17 protein-coding genes are annotated in these 17172 nt (G+C 44.9%); 9 read left to right on the forward strand and 8 right to left on the reverse strand.

All coding sequences use genetic code 11. The features are described 5' to 3' along the window. Positions 1-439 precede the first annotated feature (439 nt). Entirely contained in the window at positions 440-3592 is a 3153-nt protein-coding gene (locus tag QUA88_RS22850) for a PAS domain-containing protein (RefSeq protein ID WP_333273998.1), read from the reverse strand. Between the two features lie 580 nt (positions 3593-4172). After that, a complete protein-coding gene (locus tag QUA88_RS22855; RefSeq protein WP_333211332.1) occupies positions 4173-5111 on the reverse strand; it encodes a glycosyltransferase in 939 nt (312 codons plus the stop codon). Positions 5112-5419: 308 nt separating this feature from the next. On the opposite strand from QUA88_RS22855, the gene QUA88_RS22860 reads away from it, so the two are divergent. Next, the gene (locus QUA88_RS22860; RefSeq protein ID WP_333054600.1) at positions 5420-6628 is read left to right on the forward strand and encodes an argininosuccinate synthase; all 1209 of its coding nucleotides are present in this window, start codon (positions 5420-5422) and stop codon (positions 6626-6628) included. A gap of 360 nt (positions 6629-6988) precedes the next feature. Next, positions 6989-7663, forward strand: a complete 675-nt coding sequence (locus QUA88_RS22865) for a hypothetical protein (protein WP_333054599.1) — start codon at positions 6989-6991, stop codon at positions 7661-7663. Between the two features lie 249 nt (positions 7664-7912). On the opposite strand, the gene QUA88_RS22870 is transcribed toward QUA88_RS22865, so the two are convergent. Continuing rightward, complete coding sequence (locus QUA88_RS22870) at positions 7913-9361, reverse strand: GTP-binding protein (protein ID WP_333274001.1); 1449 nt, start codon at positions 9359-9361, stop codon at positions 7913-7915. A 376-nt stretch (positions 9362-9737) separates the two neighbouring features. On the opposite strand from QUA88_RS22870, the gene QUA88_RS22875 reads away from it, so the two are divergent. Beyond that, positions 9738-10571, forward strand: coding sequence for a type II CAAX endopeptidase family protein (locus tag QUA88_RS22875; RefSeq protein WP_333274004.1), 834 nt, complete (start codon positions 9738-9740; stop codon positions 10569-10571). 81 nt (positions 10572-10652) lie between these two features. Then, positions 10653-11027, forward strand: coding sequence for an S-layer protein (locus tag QUA88_RS22880; RefSeq protein ID WP_333054596.1), 375 nt, complete (start codon positions 10653-10655; stop codon positions 11025-11027). A gap of 81 nt (positions 11028-11108) precedes the next feature. On the opposite strand, the gene QUA88_RS22885 is transcribed toward QUA88_RS22880, so the two are convergent. From QUA88_RS22885 to psbH, 4 genes are all read right to left on the reverse strand, one after another. Continuing rightward, positions 11109-11375, reverse strand: a complete 267-nt coding sequence (locus QUA88_RS22885) for a DUF3146 family protein (RefSeq protein WP_332958583.1) — start codon at positions 11373-11375, stop codon at positions 11109-11111. Beyond that, positions 11372-12034, reverse strand: a complete 663-nt coding sequence (pth, locus tag QUA88_RS22890; RefSeq protein ID WP_015176009.1) for an aminoacyl-tRNA hydrolase — start codon at positions 12032-12034, stop codon at positions 11372-11374. Before pth ends, QUA88_RS22885 begins: the two co-directional genes overlap by 4 nt. After that, positions 12035-12295 carry a TatA/E family twin arginine-targeting protein translocase gene (locus QUA88_RS22895; RefSeq protein WP_333054595.1) on the reverse strand — a complete coding sequence of 87 codons (261 nt, stop codon included), beginning with the start codon at positions 12293-12295 and terminating at the stop codon, positions 12035-12037. Between the two features lie 151 nt (positions 12296-12446). After that, positions 12447-12650: a photosystem II reaction center phosphoprotein PsbH gene (gene psbH, locus QUA88_RS22900; RefSeq protein ID WP_015176007.1), complete on the reverse strand. Its 204-nt coding sequence runs from the start codon at positions 12648-12650 to the stop codon at positions 12447-12449. A 212-nt stretch (positions 12651-12862) separates the two neighbouring features. Here psbH and psbN point away from each other — a divergent pair, with 212 nt between their 5' ends. The 5 genes from psbN (at position 12863) to QUA88_RS22925 (ending at position 16812) form a co-directional block, all read left to right on the forward strand. Then, positions 12863-12994, forward strand: coding sequence for a photosystem II reaction center protein PsbN (psbN, locus tag QUA88_RS22905; protein ID WP_190742515.1), 132 nt, complete (start codon positions 12863-12865; stop codon positions 12992-12994). A 247-nt stretch (positions 12995-13241) separates the two neighbouring features. Continuing rightward, entirely contained in the window at positions 13242-14342 is a 1101-nt protein-coding gene (aroC, locus tag QUA88_RS22910) for a chorismate synthase (RefSeq protein WP_333054594.1), read from the forward strand. Position 14343: 1 nt separating this feature from the next. Then, entirely contained in the window at positions 14344-15255 is a 912-nt protein-coding gene (locus tag QUA88_RS22915; RefSeq protein WP_333054593.1) for an MBL fold metallo-hydrolase, read from the forward strand. Positions 15256-15668: 413 nt separating this feature from the next. Next, entirely contained in the window at positions 15669-15803 is a 135-nt protein-coding gene (locus QUA88_RS22920; protein ID WP_333211349.1) for a hypothetical protein, read from the forward strand. A gap of 85 nt (positions 15804-15888) precedes the next feature. Further along, entirely contained in the window at positions 15889-16812 is a 924-nt protein-coding gene (locus tag QUA88_RS22925; RefSeq protein ID WP_333054592.1) for a hypothetical protein, read from the forward strand. Here QUA88_RS22925 and QUA88_RS22930 read toward each other — a convergent pair. Further along, positions 16809-16985 (reverse strand): hypothetical protein, encoded by a 177-nt coding sequence (locus QUA88_RS22930; protein ID WP_333054591.1) that lies wholly within the window; start codon positions 16983-16985, stop codon positions 16809-16811. The genes QUA88_RS22925 and QUA88_RS22930 overlap by 4 nt on opposite strands. Between the last annotated feature and the right edge of the window lie 187 nt (positions 16986-17172).

The following is a 17172-nucleotide window of genomic DNA, read 5'->3' on the forward strand; positions in this document are numbered from 1 at the left end:
CCGTCCTTTTTGGACGGGCGGGACGCCCATCCCACAATAACAATTAAAATTGTAAGTTATTTAATTCGCGATCCTAAATGACAGACCCTTCGCAGGAAATACGGGAGAAAATGTCAGGTTATCACGCACCCTAAAATAGGTTCTGATACACAATTAATATGATATCCGTTGCAATTGCCCCCCATCTGACCACGAATTTCAAAGGTGGTACCCGCCACGTGATTTATCCGTGGAATCAATCCAAAATCGAAAATCGAAAATCACTTATTGCCCCCGCATTGATCCCTGGGGTCAATCTAAAATCGAAAATCTAAAATCTAAAATCGATTGACGGTCGAGGGGGTTTACGCTCATCTGTGAGTAATATTATAGATGGTTGGTGAACCGGCCCCTACCAAGAATTATGGTTAATTTACCGCCCATGATTTAACAGCTTATCCTAACTTTTAACTTTTAACTTTTGCGAAATCGGCAGTTCGATCGCAAATTCTGTTCCTCGGCCAACTTCTGAATGACACTCCAACTTACCGCCGTGGGTGTCTTTAACTATTTGGTAACTAATCGATAACCCCAAACCAGTGCCGGTGCCCACAGGTTTGGTAGTAAAAAATGGGTCAAACATCCTTGACTGAACTTCGGGATGGATACCGGGCCCGCTGTCAGAAATCCGCACACACACTTGATTTTCGCTGCTGACTTCAGTAACAATGCGAATCTGGTTAACTTTGCAAGTACAGTTTGCTGATGACTCTTCCACAGCGTCGATCGCATTTACCAGCAAATTCATAAATACCTGGTTTAATTGAGCCGGATAACACTCGACTTTGGGCAGGTTTCCGTAATTTTTAATAACTTGAATCTCCCGATGTTTTGGCTGTGACTGGAATCGGTGCTGCAAAATCACCAAAGTGCTCTCTATCCCTTCATGAATGTCTATTACTTTGCGATCTGTTTCGTCGAGTCTCGAAAAGTTTCTCAAAGACAGCACTATCTGCTTAATTCGGTTAGCACCTTCTTGCATTGAAGCCATGATTTTTGGGAAATCCCCAGCAATAAAATCTACCTCGACTTCTGCCAATTCTTGGGCTATTTCAGGAACTGGTTCGGGATAGTATTGCTGGTAGAGATCGATCAATTTTACCAAATCGCGAGCGTACTGTGCGGCGGGAATAATGTTGCCGTAGATAAAACTGATGGGGTTATTAATTTCGTGGGCTACTCCCGCTACCATTTGCCCGATACTTGACATTTTTTCTGCTTGAATGAGCTGAGATTGAGCCTTTTTTAAGTCTGCCAGAGTTTTTTCTAACTGTTGCGCTTTTTCTCGTTCTCGCTGTTCGCTAAATTGCAACTCTACTTCGGCTTGTTTGCGATCGCTAATATCAATATGCGTACCCGTCATCCGCAAAGGATTTCCCGAAGCGTCGTGTTCCATCACCTTCGCTTGAGCTAAAATCCACTTCCACTCGCCGGATTTTGTCAGCATCCTAAATTCCACTTCGTAAGTAGGATTTTTGCCTTCCAGGTGAGCATTTAGCGCTGCTTTAGCCGGAGACAAATCCTCTGGATGTACCAGTTGCTCCCAGGATGCAAAACTATTTTCTACCTCCTCTACTTCATATCCCAGCATCATTTTCCACCGTGGATTAAAATAGACTTCTCCCGTGGCAAGATTCCAATCCCACAAGCCCATCGCACTGCCTTCAAATGCCAGATAAAAACGTTCTTCGCTAATTTGCAAAGCTGCTTCGGCTTGTTTGCGATCGCTAATATCCATCACTGTTCCCAACAGTTTTATTACTTCCCCGGTTTCGCTAAAAACAGCTTCTCCCCTTCCTTCCACGTATATAATTTGACGGCTAGGATGCAAAAATCGGAACTCTCTTTTGTAGGCAATGCCTTGTGAGATAGTTAGGCTGACTGTTTCTTGAAATAATTCTCTGTCGTCGGGATGACACATCTTTAAAAGTTTGGCAGATGTCGGTTCAGTTGCACTTGAGTCAAGACCAAAAATGCGGAATACTTCTTCTGACCAAGTAATTTTATTGGTGACTAAATCAAATTCCCAACTGCCGATGTGGGCAATTTTCTGGGCGGCTGCTAGACTAGCTTCGCTTTGTTGAAGTTTAAGTCGCTGTTGTTTATCTTGTTCCAGAAGTGTTGCTTGAGCGATCGCAATTCCCATCTGTGCCGCCACAGCGCTCAATAATGTGATCTCCTCCTGCGTCCAGTGGCGGGGGCGATCGTACTGATGCAAGCATATCATTCCGTTGGCTTTTCCCTGGTAGGAAGTGCGGATGGATATCATCGATTTTAAGCCTATTTGACAGCACAAATCTCGGGCGTTTTCTAGCAGCGGGTCGGAAAAAACATCGTCAGAAACTACAGCTTGATCTTGGGATAATAAAAACTGAACGTGAGGATTGCCCTGTACGGGAATTTCTAAATCTAAAAGCGATTTGGATGCGGATTTTCTGTACTCAGCGACATTATTAATTCTGGGAATAGGGTGTTCTGTGTAGGTGTGAACCAAGCAGCAATCAGCATTAAAAATTCTACCTATTTGGGCAGTAGCTGTTTGAAAAACTTGATCTTGATTTAAACTGTATCGAATTTCAAGAGTAATTGTTTCTATTAAAAACCTTTGTTTGATTTGCCGTTCTAAAGCAGATAAAGCTGTTTTTAGTTCTAGTTCAGCTTGTTTGCGATCGCTAATTTCAGTAGCCGTCCCCAAAATTTTCCAAGGTTTGTCGTCTGCGGTTCTGGCAAACACGGTATCCACGCTAACAAACCACCGATATTCACCATTTTTGTGCTGAATTCGGTACTCACACTCAAAGCTTTCACCGTCTTTTGCTGCCTCAATCCTGCTGAGGTGTTGTGAGAATCCTGGCAAATCGTCAGGGTGTATTAAGTTAGGAAGAAATCCTCCTGCCATTTGCTGTATTTCTTCAAAAGAATAGCCAATATCGCTATATATTTCGCGGTTGATATACAAAGTTCGCTGTTCAATCAAATCGGAAACGTACAAAAGATTAGGATGTGTTTTAATTACTGCCGACAGCCAGCGTTGGCTGTCTCGGAGTTCTGCTTCGATCCGCTTGCGTTCTTCTATTTCTGCTTGCAGCCGTGCATTTTGTGCTAAAATTTGTTTATAAAGACGGCTCAGAAGCAGTTGATTTTCGATCCGGCTCACCACTTCTTCTGTTTGAAATGGTTTACTAATGTAGTCGGCTCCTCCCACCGAAAAAGCTTTGACTTTATCAAAAACTTCATTTAAAGAGCTAATAAAAATCACAGGAATATGTTTGGTTTGCGGACAAGCTTTTAACTTTTCGCAGACTTGATACCCATCCATACCGGGCATCATGATGTCCAGCAAAATCAAGTCTGGTGGACTCGACATAGCAAAGTTAAGAGCCAATTTGCCATCTCGTGTCGGTCGCACTTTATATCCCCGCTTAGACAAAAGCTGGGATAAAAGCCGCAAGCTTTCTGGATGGTCGTCCACCATTAAAATATTTTCTTGTAAGACAGTGTTTTCAAGTCTAACTGTTTCTAGTCTTGGATTTTTATCGTCAGTTGTATTCACAGCAAACCCTCAAACTATTCAAGTTGTATATGTGGGAATATTTTTAAAGTCATTAACCGCTTGTAGCTAACACTCTCAGATAAACCAGCACAACTATTGGCTCTCTAGCACACTCTTAAATTATCTGTCATTATATCAAAAGTAACGATCTTTTGAAAATCTTGGTAGCTCAAATTATCGGAGTCTGGTGATAAAACAGCCTAGATTCCTCTAATCACAGGCTAACCAAGCAATATTGATTAAATAAAGGTAAAATTTTTATTCTTAGACTTTATACGACCATGCTTGCAGCCATTGATCGGGTGCTTTGTGTTGAGATTTCTCATTAGATATCCTCAGTAAAAACGTTAATTTAAACAAGCCGGAACATTGGTGTCAACTTAAGACTAAAAATTATTTTTTTCTGGTTGGTATCCAAGTTGTGAGTTCCCTAAATTTCCCTTATTAAGCAGCCCTAGGGCAGTGTAGGCATAATTGTCAAACAGTTGTTACCGTTACTAATTATGAGCTTAAGTTGACACCAATGGGCCCTAAAAAACTCCTACAATATCTTATATCTTATTTGCGGGATGGGGCTGATTTATGGTATCTTTGTCTCGGCTTGCAATTCTCCGCAAGCGGCGTAAACGGCTTTCACGTTATACCAATTCAGAAAAATCCGAGCAATTTCTAAAGCTAGCTGGGGCTTGCCTTGGTCAATCAACCACTGTAAAAAAGGAGTCATCGTTCGCTCGTTCAGCATCCCACCTAATGATAAAATTCCCCACAAAATTTGGTGCAAAAAAGTCATTTGAATCATCATCCGTACTTCCCAACTTGGGTGTTTTTGATAAAACAAAACTCCCATTCTCCCGCGCTCAATTTCTCGGTTAATCATGCCTGGAATTTGCTCCAAACTAAAAGCTGGATGCCAGTGATAACCGACCGCAGCGGGACATTTAATGAGTTTTAAACCTAATTTTTTTAACCTAACTCCCAACTCTAAATCTTCCCATCCGTACAGTTGAAAGCGAGTGTCAAAAAGTCCAGCGGCCAGCAGCCAGTGGCGGGCGATCGCCACATTTCCCGTAGCAAAATAAGCCGCCGAAAAATCGGTGATTTTGTAAGGTTCTGAGGTAGGATTGTCGAAATTGCAAGTATTAATCACGCTGCCGTAAGTAAAAACAGCATCAGTATCTTTGTAACCCTGTAGTAAAGCATCGGCGTGTGCTTGCAAAAAATGCTCTGTTACCACCAAATCGCTGTCAATAAAAATAATCGTATCGCCCTTAGCATCTTCAACGCCCAAATTCCGGGCAGCGGCCGGGCCCTGGTGAGATTGACAGATCGATCGCACATGAGGCAACAAGTCAGCATTTGCGGCCAACCACTCCAGCGTCCCGTCCGTCGATCCGTCGTCCACGACAATTACTTCATAGTCTCTGACAATCTCACCGAACTGCTGATTTTCCAAAGCCAGTAGACATTTTGCCAAAATCGGTTTACGATTATACGTCGGAATTACAACACTAAAAAACACGGTTTTTCCCCATCGCCACAGTTACCGTATCCCACGGTAGCAGATTTTCCGCAGCAACTCCTCCGGTAAATAGCCAAGTTTATCAAAAAAAGAATATATAAATCTGTACTATTTCTGACAAGAATCGATCTCAATTAGGTGCATAATGAAAAGTCGGTTAAATATCACATCTTGCACCATTCTCCAGAACAGGCAAGATGCCTGTTCCACAAAAATGATATTTTTTTGTGGGGTGGGCATCTTGCCCGCCCTTAAAAGCTTAGTGACAAGGGTGCAAGATGTCAGTTAAATTCAGGATGTAAAGAGCAATGAGTCGCGCTAAAAAAGTTGTCCTAGCATATTCCGGCGGAGTCGATACCTCCGTCTGTATTCCTTACCTCAAAAACGAGTGGGGTGTTGAAGAAGTAATTACTCTGGCCGCGGATTTGGGACAGGGAGACGAATTAGAACCGATCCGCAAAAAAGCTTTAGCATCCGGTGCTTCGGAATCTTTAGTTATTGATGCTACGGAAGAATTTGTCAAAGACTATGCGTTTCCAGCGATTCAAGCTAACGCACTTTACGAAAACCGTTATCCCCTTTCGACTGCCCTCGCTCGCCCGCTGATTGCTAAATTGTTAGTAGAAGCTGCGGAAAAATACGGTGCAGATGCGATCGCCCACGGTTGCACAGGTAAAGGAAACGATCAGGTGCGGTTCGATGTGTCGATCGGCGCGCTCAACCCCAAGATTAAAATCTTAGCACCAGCGCGGGAGTGGAAAATGAGCCGCGAAGAAACGATCGCATACGGCGAGAAATGCGGTATTCCGTCGCCCGTGAAAAAGTCTTCGCCTTACAGTATCGATCGCAACTTATTGGGAATGGCAATTGAAGCCGGAATCCTCGAAGATCCTTGGGCGGAACCGCCGGAAGAGGTGTATTTGATGACAAAGGCGATCGAACAAACTCCCGACACACCCGAATACCTAGAAATCGGTTTCGATTGCGGAAATCCTGTCAGTTTAAACGGCACAAATTTATCACCAGTCGCCTTAATTACCCAACTCAACGAAATAGTTGGAAACCACGGAGTCGGCCGGATTGACATGATTGAAAACCGCCTCGTCGGGATTAAATCGCGGGAAATTTACGAAACACCAGCGATTTTAGTTTTGATGCACGCGCACCGAGACTTAGAAAGTTTGACGCTGACAGCAGATGTAACGCGGTACAAGCGAGGCATCGAAGAAACCTACAGCCAAATGATTTACAACGGTCTTTGGTACAATCCTTTGAAAACAGCTTTAGACGCATTTATTCAGGACACGCAAAAGCGAGTAACTGGAACCGTGCGGCTCAAACTGTTCAAAGGAAATGCGACTATTGTCGGCCGCAAATCTGACAATTCTCTGTACAGTTTCGACTTAGCAACCTACGGCGCAGAGGACGAATTCGATCACAAAGCTGCCGAAGGATTTGTCTATGTTTGGGGACTACCAACCCGCATTTGGTCGGAAAAAAATAGAGGTTACAAATAGGAGGCAATTAGGGTTAAAAACCTGATGTTCAGCCGCCAAATCGAATTCGGATTAACAATTCGATGTTAACCCACCGAATCGAATTGGCGGCTACACAAACAAAGTCCGCCTTCGCGGAATTAGAGTAGGGTGTGCACGTCGCACCTTATCTGTCGCAATCGCCCAACCTGTGCCAGTTGCGTAAGTCTTGTTATTATTAAAATCTGTATATGATTATTAAACTCGGTAAATAACCTGAAAAGTTTTAGTCTCATCACTCACATCGGGGTATTATACTGAAAAAGTCAGTCTAATTAATAGTTAGACCTCAGCATATTTGAAGCATAATATTTGAAGCATAAGATCAGGAGAAAATTGGCTATGTCTGAAGTATGTTTTAATGTGAGCGGTCATAAAATACAATTAATTCTAAGCCTGTCGGGTCAACAAAGTATTGTTCATGATAACAAAACGATTTCCGAAAAAGGCAGCTCTCTCGCTCCGACCTCTAACCACTATTTTAAAGTCAGTGAAGATGGAAAGATGTCAAGCTATGAAGTGGTTTTCAAAGCCAACTTTTCGGGTGTAATAGAATATAGTGTTAAACGAAATAATGTGCTGGTTAAAAAGGGTATATTAAGTGCATTCACACCCGGACTAATGAGGATATCCTTTTTTTCCATTGGTCTGGCTCTGTTCTTAAATACAATATCTTTAATTTTTATTCCACAATTTAGAGAAGTTTTCCTTCAGTCGCTTTTCAATTATATTGATGTCGGAATAAAATTGCTGTTTTCTATTGCTTTTTTGGGATTTGGAATCTCCTTAAAGAGAGTTCTTTTAAGAAACTTGCGCTTTGTGACCACAGTGCTCTGGATTCATATAGGTCTAATGATTTTCGGCTCCTTATCACTTATTTTCCGCTACCTACAAGAAGGAATTATTTTGAGTAACATTTGGGTTATTGCTATGAGGCTTGGATTTATCTGGCTGTTTTGGTTTCTTTTGAACAATTGTGAGGCGCTAGCTCAAGAATTTAAGTCCCAATCTTCCTAATGTGAGAGTTATCCGGCGATCGTCAAAGCAGGGGGTAAAGTACGCAGGGCCACCCTTGTCAAAGTCCGAGCGAGCGATTTGCGTCATCAAAGGCGATAGTAATAATTGGTAATTGGTAATTGGTTGTTATCTTAATAATTTGTTAAATTGTCTTCAGACAAATTTAGCTTTGAGGCAGGGGTTGAAACCCCTGCCGGATTGCGGCAGGGCTGCGCCAGGATTGCTGGGTCAACGTAAAACAGCCGATCGCTAAGATTTCTGTTTTTCCACACTGCCCAAATCCAACTTAGCCCGCAACTCCTCCTTAATCCGATTTAAAATAGAATCCTCATCCAAAGAAGACAAAATCTTGCTCACCACAGCCTTTGGCCCATCATCTCCCCAAGAAGCACCATTAGCCAAATAAGCCTTAGTAACTTGACCGATACCATAGGAAGAAACCCCCGCGATCGCAGCTTGCGTCACCGCCACAGACAAATAAGGCCCTAAAGCCAAACCCCCCGTCGCCGGCGTCGCCAAACCCAACAATCCTTTCAAAGAACTTAAACCAAAATTAGCCAACAATTCACCCGCCGTAATTCCCCCCATACTAATCGCAATCTTTTGCAGCAATTCCACCGCGCCCGCTTCCGTCATCGCAATGCCGTAAACTTTAGATAAAGTTAATATCATCACCACATCAATTACCGCACCGCTAAGAATATCAACTACAGTAATTGGATTAAGTGCGATCGCTACCGATTTCGTCATTACCCCGTTCCAGATAATTCGATTAGCCGCGTCATCTCGAATCTCCATTTTTCGCTGCACCAACTGCTCGTTAATATCCCCCGCACATAGCATCGTATTCAGCGCGACCAAAGATTTGCCTTCCCGGTCTAAAACCTCCAAAATCTTTAATTTTAAATCTTGCACTTGTGGCAAACTGCGAGTCATTTGCACCCCCATACTTCCGTCGGGACGGCGCACCGCCCTCGCCGTCAAAGGCGAAGCCGCCGCCATCACAATTTCATCGGGAGACAACAATTCTCTCACGCGATCGTCTCGAATTTTATGATAAATTGCCAGCCTGTCTGCATCAGGATACTGGTCAATTTTATTAAATACTAATAACATCGGTTTTCCGGCTTCCCGCAACTGCGAAAGTGCTGCGTATTCCACCTTTGTAATATCGCCAGCCACCACAAACAAAATCAAATCTGCTTGTTGAGCAACGCGGCGCGCCAACATTTCGCGAGTTTCGCCGTCAACTTCATCTATTCCCGGAGTATCGATTAATTCCACTTGCGACAAACGGTAAATAACTGGCGAAAGTCTATCGGGCAACTTCTCATCAATTCCCTCTCCGACATCCCACTGCCCGATAGTCGTCGTGCGAGTCACCCCGTGAGTCGGGCCAGTTTCAAACACATTTTGACCTAGCAGCGCGTTCAAAACCGAAGATTTTCCCCTTCCCACCATCCCAAACACAGCTATTTGCACGCAAGCGCGCTCTAGCTTGTCGAGCATTTTCTCCAACCCGCCAATTTCCGGTTCCAGTCCAGTTCGCTCTTGAACTGTCAAGTCGAGATTTTCTACTATATCTCGCAGAGCATCTTTAGCGTGGCGCAGGTTGAGTTCTGCCTGAATGTCTGCGAAGCTTAAAATTGTGTCATCTAATTCTCGATCGACATTTGAAAAATCCGAGGCTTCAGTCATTGTTCCCTTATTTTATAGTTCTGTTTTGTTTAAAGTTTCAGCGAATACAATGCTATTCTAGCTTTCTCTGTCTGCTTTGTACATTCTCTCGGATTTATCCAACTCTAACTCTCGGATTTACCAAATTCTAACTCTCGGATTTACTCAAGCCTGACTCAGCCAAAAGTTCTCGCATTCACCCGCAAGCCCGCCGGGGATTTAAATCCCCGTCTTATAGCAAAAGTCGGTTAAAACCGACTGCCAACCTAAATTAGATTGTGATAAATTTCAGTCCTCTTTGAGAGGACTTTCGCTATGAGACAGGGGTTTTTAACCCCTGTCGGACAGTGCGACAGACCACTAAGCCGATTTACCCAATTTCAACTCATTTACAACAATGATTAACCGCCTCCAAATAATAGCCAGTTATCCCTTTCCTTTACGTGTGATAATTTTCCTATTAATCTTGCTAGCAATTTGGCTGCCCCTAGCAGCACCAATTTACTTGTTAGTTAAAGATAGCAACCTTGCAACTATTCTCACTATGGCGCTGTTGTTTACAGAGTTTCTATTTTTGGTGCGGATCTGGGGAAAAAAGGTTTACGGACAAACCCAATTACTCAAAAGTTACGGTTTAATCAATACGCGAAAAAACGGTTTTGAGCTTTTAATCGGATTGGCGATCGGGCTTTTGCTCACTTTTAGCTTATTTGCGGTGCAAGGACTGTTCGGCTTAGTCGCGTGGCAAAATTCTGATAATTTGCCGAGAATCATCGCAGAAGGGCTGTTAAGCGCCCTTGGAGTCGGTTTTGCGGAGGAGTTGGTATTCCGAGGTTGGTTGCTGGACGAGTTGCAGCGGGATTACAATTATAGAATATCTCTGTGGGTGAATAGCCTGGTGTTTGCCCTATCTCATTTTATCAAACCTGTGGCGGCCATGCTGCAGAGTTGGCCGCAGTTTCCGGGGTTGTTGTTGCTGGGTTTGATTCTGGTTTGGGGAAAACGATCGCGCCAAAATCGCCTCGGTTTGTCGATCGGGCTTCATGCAGGTTTAGTCTGGGGATATTACATGATTAACATCGGGCAGTTAGTGCGATATTCGGCCTCTGTTCCCGATTGGGTAACAGGAGTTAACGGCAATCCGCTAGCTGGGGCGATCGGGCTGTTGTTTTTGAGTGTCTTGGCTGTGGGAATGCGAAAAATGTCCCAACAATCCAAGGGTTTCGAGTAAGGACGAATAGTCCTTATTTCAGACTGCTTTGAGGACTAAACTCCTCACTACCAAACAACTTATTACGAAATTGATAAACTTATGAAACTCAGCATCTTTGCCATTGCCACACTGTTAACTTATCCAGGTTTATTTGCTCCCGCACAGGCGCAAAATCCAGCACAAATAAAGCAAAATAATTCTTTAGTTCAAGTGCAGCAAACGCCAGAACAAATTATCAATGCTTGCGTGCAGAATCAGGCTGAAACTCTGCCCAATCCTTTTACCGATGTACCTTCCAATCACTGGGCTTACAAAGCTGTTTTGACAATGTATTATTGCGGGGCTTACCGAGAAGGGATGAACCCTGCTTTAATTAAAGAATCACTGGAATCTGGAGATACTACTAGAGAAAGTTTGCCTTCCCGATCGCCCTTTCCCAATTTCCCATTACAGCCTTTTCCCGTAATTAATTAAAGAATTACTGGAAGCGGGATATCCTACTACAGGAAGCTTTTATTCCCGATTACCTTTTCCGCATTTCCCATTACCAAGATTTTAAAACTCAGCCCGAACCGTAAACGAATAATCCCCGCCCGGTTCAAGCTGATAATCCCATTTTTCTAGAAAACGGTGCAGCGGTTCCTGAATCAATGCCCTACCCTGAGAAGGCTCAAGAATCAGTGTTTTTTCTGACGTGAAACGCCACTGAAACTGCCACTCAAAATTGCCGGCAGTGACTTCACCCTCAATCGTGCCTTTTTGCCAAGATTGGCCAGTAACCCGGACATATGCAGTTGTTTCAGGCAAACGTCTCGAACTCACCTTTTTGTTTCCGCGTTTGTTTCTGCAATTGTGCGACTATTGTAAAGGCTCATGGCTTTTTCTACTCCTTGGTGCAGACTTAGTTCCACAGCTTCTACAACCAGTTTAAGCACTTTCTCTACTAACTGACTTTCCTCTGAGGAAAATTTTCCTAACACGAAGGAAATCGTATCTTTCTCATTTTTAGCAGCATCGTTTTGAGGTTTGCCGATGCCAATCCGCAAGCGAGGAAATTTGTCTGTGCCCAAATGAGAAATTGTCGATTTCATGCCGTTGTGTCCGCCGGCCGAACCGGCAAGACGCATTCTCAATTTCCCGATCGGCAAATCCATATCATCGTATACTATTAATACCGACTCCGCAGGTATCTTGTACCAATCCGTCGCCGCCCGAATCGCTTGACCCGACAGATTCATGTAAGTTAGAGGTTTCAGCAAGCGGATTTTCTGTCCCCGCGGCCGGTTTCCCTCGCCAAATATGCCTTGAAATTTGCGATTTTCCGACAGAGAAATCTGCCAAGATTTAGCCAAGGCATCAACAGCATTAAAGCCGATGTTGTGTCGGGTGCGATCGTATTTAGGTTCGGGATTGCCCAACCCAACAATTAGCTGGGGAATCACTAACTCCGCTGGTGTTTCCGACTTCTGAGTGTTGTTCATTTAACTCTCTGTGCTATCTTCCTTGGGAGTAGCCGCCGTGAGTTTTTCAGTTGCCGGTTTGCTGCTAGTTGCTACTGCTTCTTCTAACTGCTTAGCTTCCCGCGTGAATTCCGACTCAAAATCCCGCGAAGCGTCTTGAAAGCCCCGAATTGCTTTCCCCATACTCCGACCGATTTCAGGTAATTTTTTCGGGCCAAATACCAATAGGGCGATCGTAAAAATAACTGCCATTTCGGGCAAACCAATGCCAAAAATATTCATGGTTTTTCTCCAGCAATTTGTTTAGTTACTTTTTGTTTATTTATGGCAAAAGTAATCGGAAAGGGTAAGGAAAAACGGGAAAACTTAGCTTTTGCCCTTTCTCCTCAACCCTCAGCTTTTACTTTTAGCCTTACTGTTTTGCGATCTAGTTTTAGCGGCCGAGACTCGACCAATCCATATCCACACTCTCCAGAATCAGAGAAGAGTTGTAGATTTGCAAAATAATCAACAAGAACACGAAAAACAGTCCAATGAACACGCTCATCAATAGCGTGGTTCCCCAGCCGGGGGCTACCTTGCCGTATTCCGAGTTAAGGGGTTTGAGTATATCTCCTAACCAAGTCCGTTGTGCCATAAGTCACCTGAAATGAATCTCTACAGAAAAGTTTGACATATTTCTACCGCTAATTGCGATCGCAATTTCTCAGAAATGCCACCGGGGGACTCGCAAAACGGGGAGTGGGGGCTGGCTGCCATACCGTACAGCGCCTAAAATCACGAGACTTTCAGACGGATTGTTATTTTTTGTAATATTATAGAGTGGAGCACTCATAATCGATCAAAAATATGGAACCTGCAGCAGTTCTTGGCATTTCACTGGGCGTGTGTCTGGTGGCTATCACCGGTTTCTCGATCTACACGGCTTTCGGCCCTCCCGCTAAGGAATTGAGAGATCCTTTTGAAGAACACGAAGACTAAAGAAGAAGGAAGGCACAACACGGATTCGGACACGGATACACGGATGAATTTAAGTGTGTTTCCAGATATCTCCTATTCTCGGTCTCTCCCTCTCTCCCTGGTAGATATTCTTCTAGGGGCGGGAAGGGAGTGATGCTGTGAGGCGATCGCCTGTCGTCGTCTACTCGTCAATGGTATATTTTTCATAAATACAGTAAATCTCTATTCCATTTAAGCTAAAAATTATTAGGTTTCAGGGCAAAGCATAATGGGCAATACCTTTGGGCATTTATTTCGGATATCGACATTTGGGGAATCTCACGGCGGCGGTGTGGGAGTAGTAATTGACGGGTGCCCGCCCCTGGTGTCGATCGACGCATCGTTCATTCAAGCCGAACTCGATCGCCGCCGCCCTGGTCAAAGCAAAATTACTACGCCCCGCAAAGAAGCAGATACCTGCGAAATTCTGTCGGGGGTGTTTGAAGGCAAAACTTTGGGAACGCCGATCGCAATTTTAGTCCGCAATCAAGACACTCGCCCCCAAGATTACGGCGAAATGGCGACAACTTACCGCCCTTCTCACGCTGATGCTACCTACGATGCTAAGTACGGAATTCGTAACTGGCAAGGCGGAGGTCGCAGTTCGGCGAGAGAGACAATAGGTAGAGTAGCAGCAGGGGCGATCGCCAAAAAAATTCTCCAACAAGCAGCAGGAGTAGAAATAGTCGGCTACGTCAAACGCATCAAAGACTTAGAATGTGTCGCCGACCCGGACACTGTTACCTTAGAACAAGTAGAAAGCAACATCGTTCGCTGTCCCGATGCCGAATGTGCCGAAAGAATGATTGAACTGATCGAAAAAGTTCGCGACAGCGGAGATTCGATCGGCGGTGTAGTCGAATGCGTCGCCCGCAATGTACCAAAAGGGCTGGGAATGCCCGTATTCGATAAACTCGAAGCCGACTTGGCCAAAGCCATCATGTCCTTGCCCGCCAGCAAAGGCTTTGAAATAGGTTCCGGGTTTGCCGGGACTCTGCTCAAGGGCAGCGAACATAATGATGAATACTATACTGATGATAAGGGTGTAATTCGTACAGTGACGAATCGCTCTGGCGGAATTCAGGGTGGCATTGCTAACGGCGAAAATATAATTTTGCGGGCGGCATTCAAGCCGACTGCGACAATTCGCCAGCAGCAGCGCACCGTTACCCGAGAAGGCGAAGAAACGCTGCTGGCTGCCAAGGGACGGCATGACCCTTGTGTTTTGCCAAGAGCTGTGCCAATGGTGGAAGCAATGGTAGCTTTAGTGTTGTGCGACCATCTGCTGCGCCATCACGGACAATGTGGAACCTTAAAGCCTGAATTTTAAAATGGAAATCAGCTTGTCCTCAGTAGCGGCAAATCCCCTTGATTGCCCTCAACCCTCCGAATCAATAAAAGGTATAGATGATTTTGTAGTACAGTTTTGGGGCGTGCGGGGCAGTGTTCCGACACCCGGACAGGAAACTGTTCGCTACGGCGGCAATACTTCTTGTTTGGAAATGCGAGTCGCTGGCAAACGCTTGATTTTTGACGGCGGAACAGGCTTGCGGATGCTGGGAGACCAGTTGGTGCAAGAAATGCCTGTGCAAGCTTATATGTTTTTTACTCACTATCACTGGGATCACATTCAAGGTTTCCCGCTGTTCGCCCCAGCTTTCATCCGCGGCAATAGCTTTGATATTTACGGCGCGACTCCGCCGGATGGAGATTGCATGAAAAGGCACTTCGTTGAACGGGTGCTCCACTCGAATTCGCCGGTGCCGCTGATGGGTTTGCAGGCAGATTTGAATTTCTACGAACTCAATCACAACCAGACGATGATGCTGGACGATATTGAGATTAGGACGGGTTCTCTGAATCACCCGAATACTGCTATGGGATATCGGGTGACTTGGCAGGGACGATCTGTGGTTTATTGTTCGGATACTGAGCATTTTCCCGATCGACTAGATGAGAATGTCTACAATTTAGCCCTCGACGCTGATGTGCTGATTTACGATGCGATGTACACAGACGAGGAATATCACAACCCCAAGTCTCCGAAGGTGGGTTGGGGACACTCGACTTGGCAGGAAGCGGTGAGAATGGCTAAGGAGGCGCGGGTGAAACGAGTGGTGATTTTTCACCACGATCCGGCTCACACAGACGATTTTCTCGATCGCATCGCCGAAGATGTGCAAATTGCTTTTCCGAAGGCTGTCATGGCCCGCGAGGGTCTGATTTTGCCGATCGGCTTCTGAAAAGTCGCCCTTGCCAGAGCGATCGAACCATCAACCGATCGAACCATAATTGTTATGTGAATATGTGGATCTGGGGCGAAACCAGCTCCACAATTTTTTTGAATACGCAGCAAACTCTTAAGTGCATGGTATAATTCTTGCTTGTTAAGTTTTTAGGCAGATTATTTAAGGTTTTTTTTATTCTTCAACCGCGTCCGCAAGACGCCAAGACGTAAGATAATTGGAGGATTGCCAAGGGTGAAAAGGAGACAGTTTTGAATGTCAACAAACACGGGGAGGCGAGGCTCTCGCACGCCTGAGTGCTAGTCTGAGGCCAGTAGACTTCCAGAAGCCTTGTTACAGATTAATTATTAAGGACAAAAACTGAAGTTATAGCTCGGATCAAATAAAAGCGCGATCGGTTTTTTGGGCTCATGAATATTGACAACTCTCAAAAGCTAATAGCTTTTAGGTACAAACTGAGAAAATTTTCAGCAGTCAATTTGACTAACCAGAAAGAAACGATCGCTCTGGCGTTTGGCAGTAGCTGCGGCAAGCGAATGTTATGACTTGACTATCAAAATGGGAAATTTACGTTTTAGATCTTCAGCACATCAATACAGATGGATTGCCCTAGGCAGTTTTGCTGTAATTATGGGTATTTCAGGCGCCCTGGCCTACCGCCTCGCCCCGCCCCCCGGATTCATGGCTCAAGGCACTCTCAGTTCTAATAATCCGCCAGTCAAATTTTCGACCACGGGCACGACAATTCTCAAGCAGGGAGAGCAACTCACCCCGGAGGTTCTCCTAGCAGATAATGTTGTCAAAGCAGTGGCAGATGCAGTTAAGCTGTCGCCCCAGCAAGTTCGACAAAATGCTATTGTCAAAATTTCTAAGCCGGAACAACCCCTAGAAATTGTGGTTGGGTATCGCTCGCTAGATCAGGAGCAAGCAATCAAAACGGCGGATATGTTGATGAAGGGCATGGTTGAAAAAAGCCGCCTGATTAACAGATATCGGTGGCAATCAGTCAATCAGTCACTCAACCAACGCTTGGCACAAGTCACTCAAGACCTGAAACAAGCTCAGCAAAAACTCGACCAATACGAAAGAGAGCGCGCTCGTCTGTTGCAGCAAATGAAGCTTCAGCAAGACTTTTACAACAAAACTCAGCTTGCAATGGCGGATACGCAAGCGTCGGAAAAAGAAATGGTTAGCAGTTTGGCCGCCGCTACAGTGCCGCAAATTGTGGCGACGCCTACGAGCGATCCGACAGTGCCTCTGATTTTGGGAATTGGCTTGCTGCTAGCAATTTTGGTCAGCCGCGGTTTGATTCCTTCTGTGGCGGATTGGAGGTACAAAGCAGCTTTTCAGCGAGAAGAGAGCGAAAGGCTCCAAAGTGCTTTGTACCGATTGATCAAAGAAGGCCGGGGCGAAATCACTCTGGTGCGGTTTGCGATGGAAACGCGGCTGTCGCCGGATGTCGCTCAGCGTTTTTTGAACCAACAAGCTGAAGTTTTTAATGCCAATTGCGAAATTAAAGACGACGGCAGCATCTTGTATCACTTCCACATTTAAAGGGCTGGGGGCGATCGCGCTTCCCAGAAAAATTTAGCCGATCGAGTCATCACTGCTCGATCGGCTTGTTTTTTTCTTAATCTGATATCTTGCACCATTGTCAGCAACAGGCTTTTCGGCCTGTTCCACAAAATATAAATTTTCTTGTGGAACAGGCCGAAAAGCCTGTTCATAAAAGACTAATGGAGAATGGTGCAACATCTCAGTTAATAGGACTTATATCAGGTTCGGTCGATCGACTATCCCCCTCTAGGTAGGCGCGGGTTTACCGGATCTATAACTTATACTACTACTACAGATTTTGGTGAACCCGCCGACGCGAGCTGGCGTTGCGGTGATTTTACGTGACATAATATTAGG

This window comes from Microcoleus sp. D3_18_C2 (assembly GCF_036702395.1).
GTDB lineage: Bacteria > Cyanobacteriota > Cyanobacteriia > Cyanobacteriales > Microcoleaceae > Microcoleus.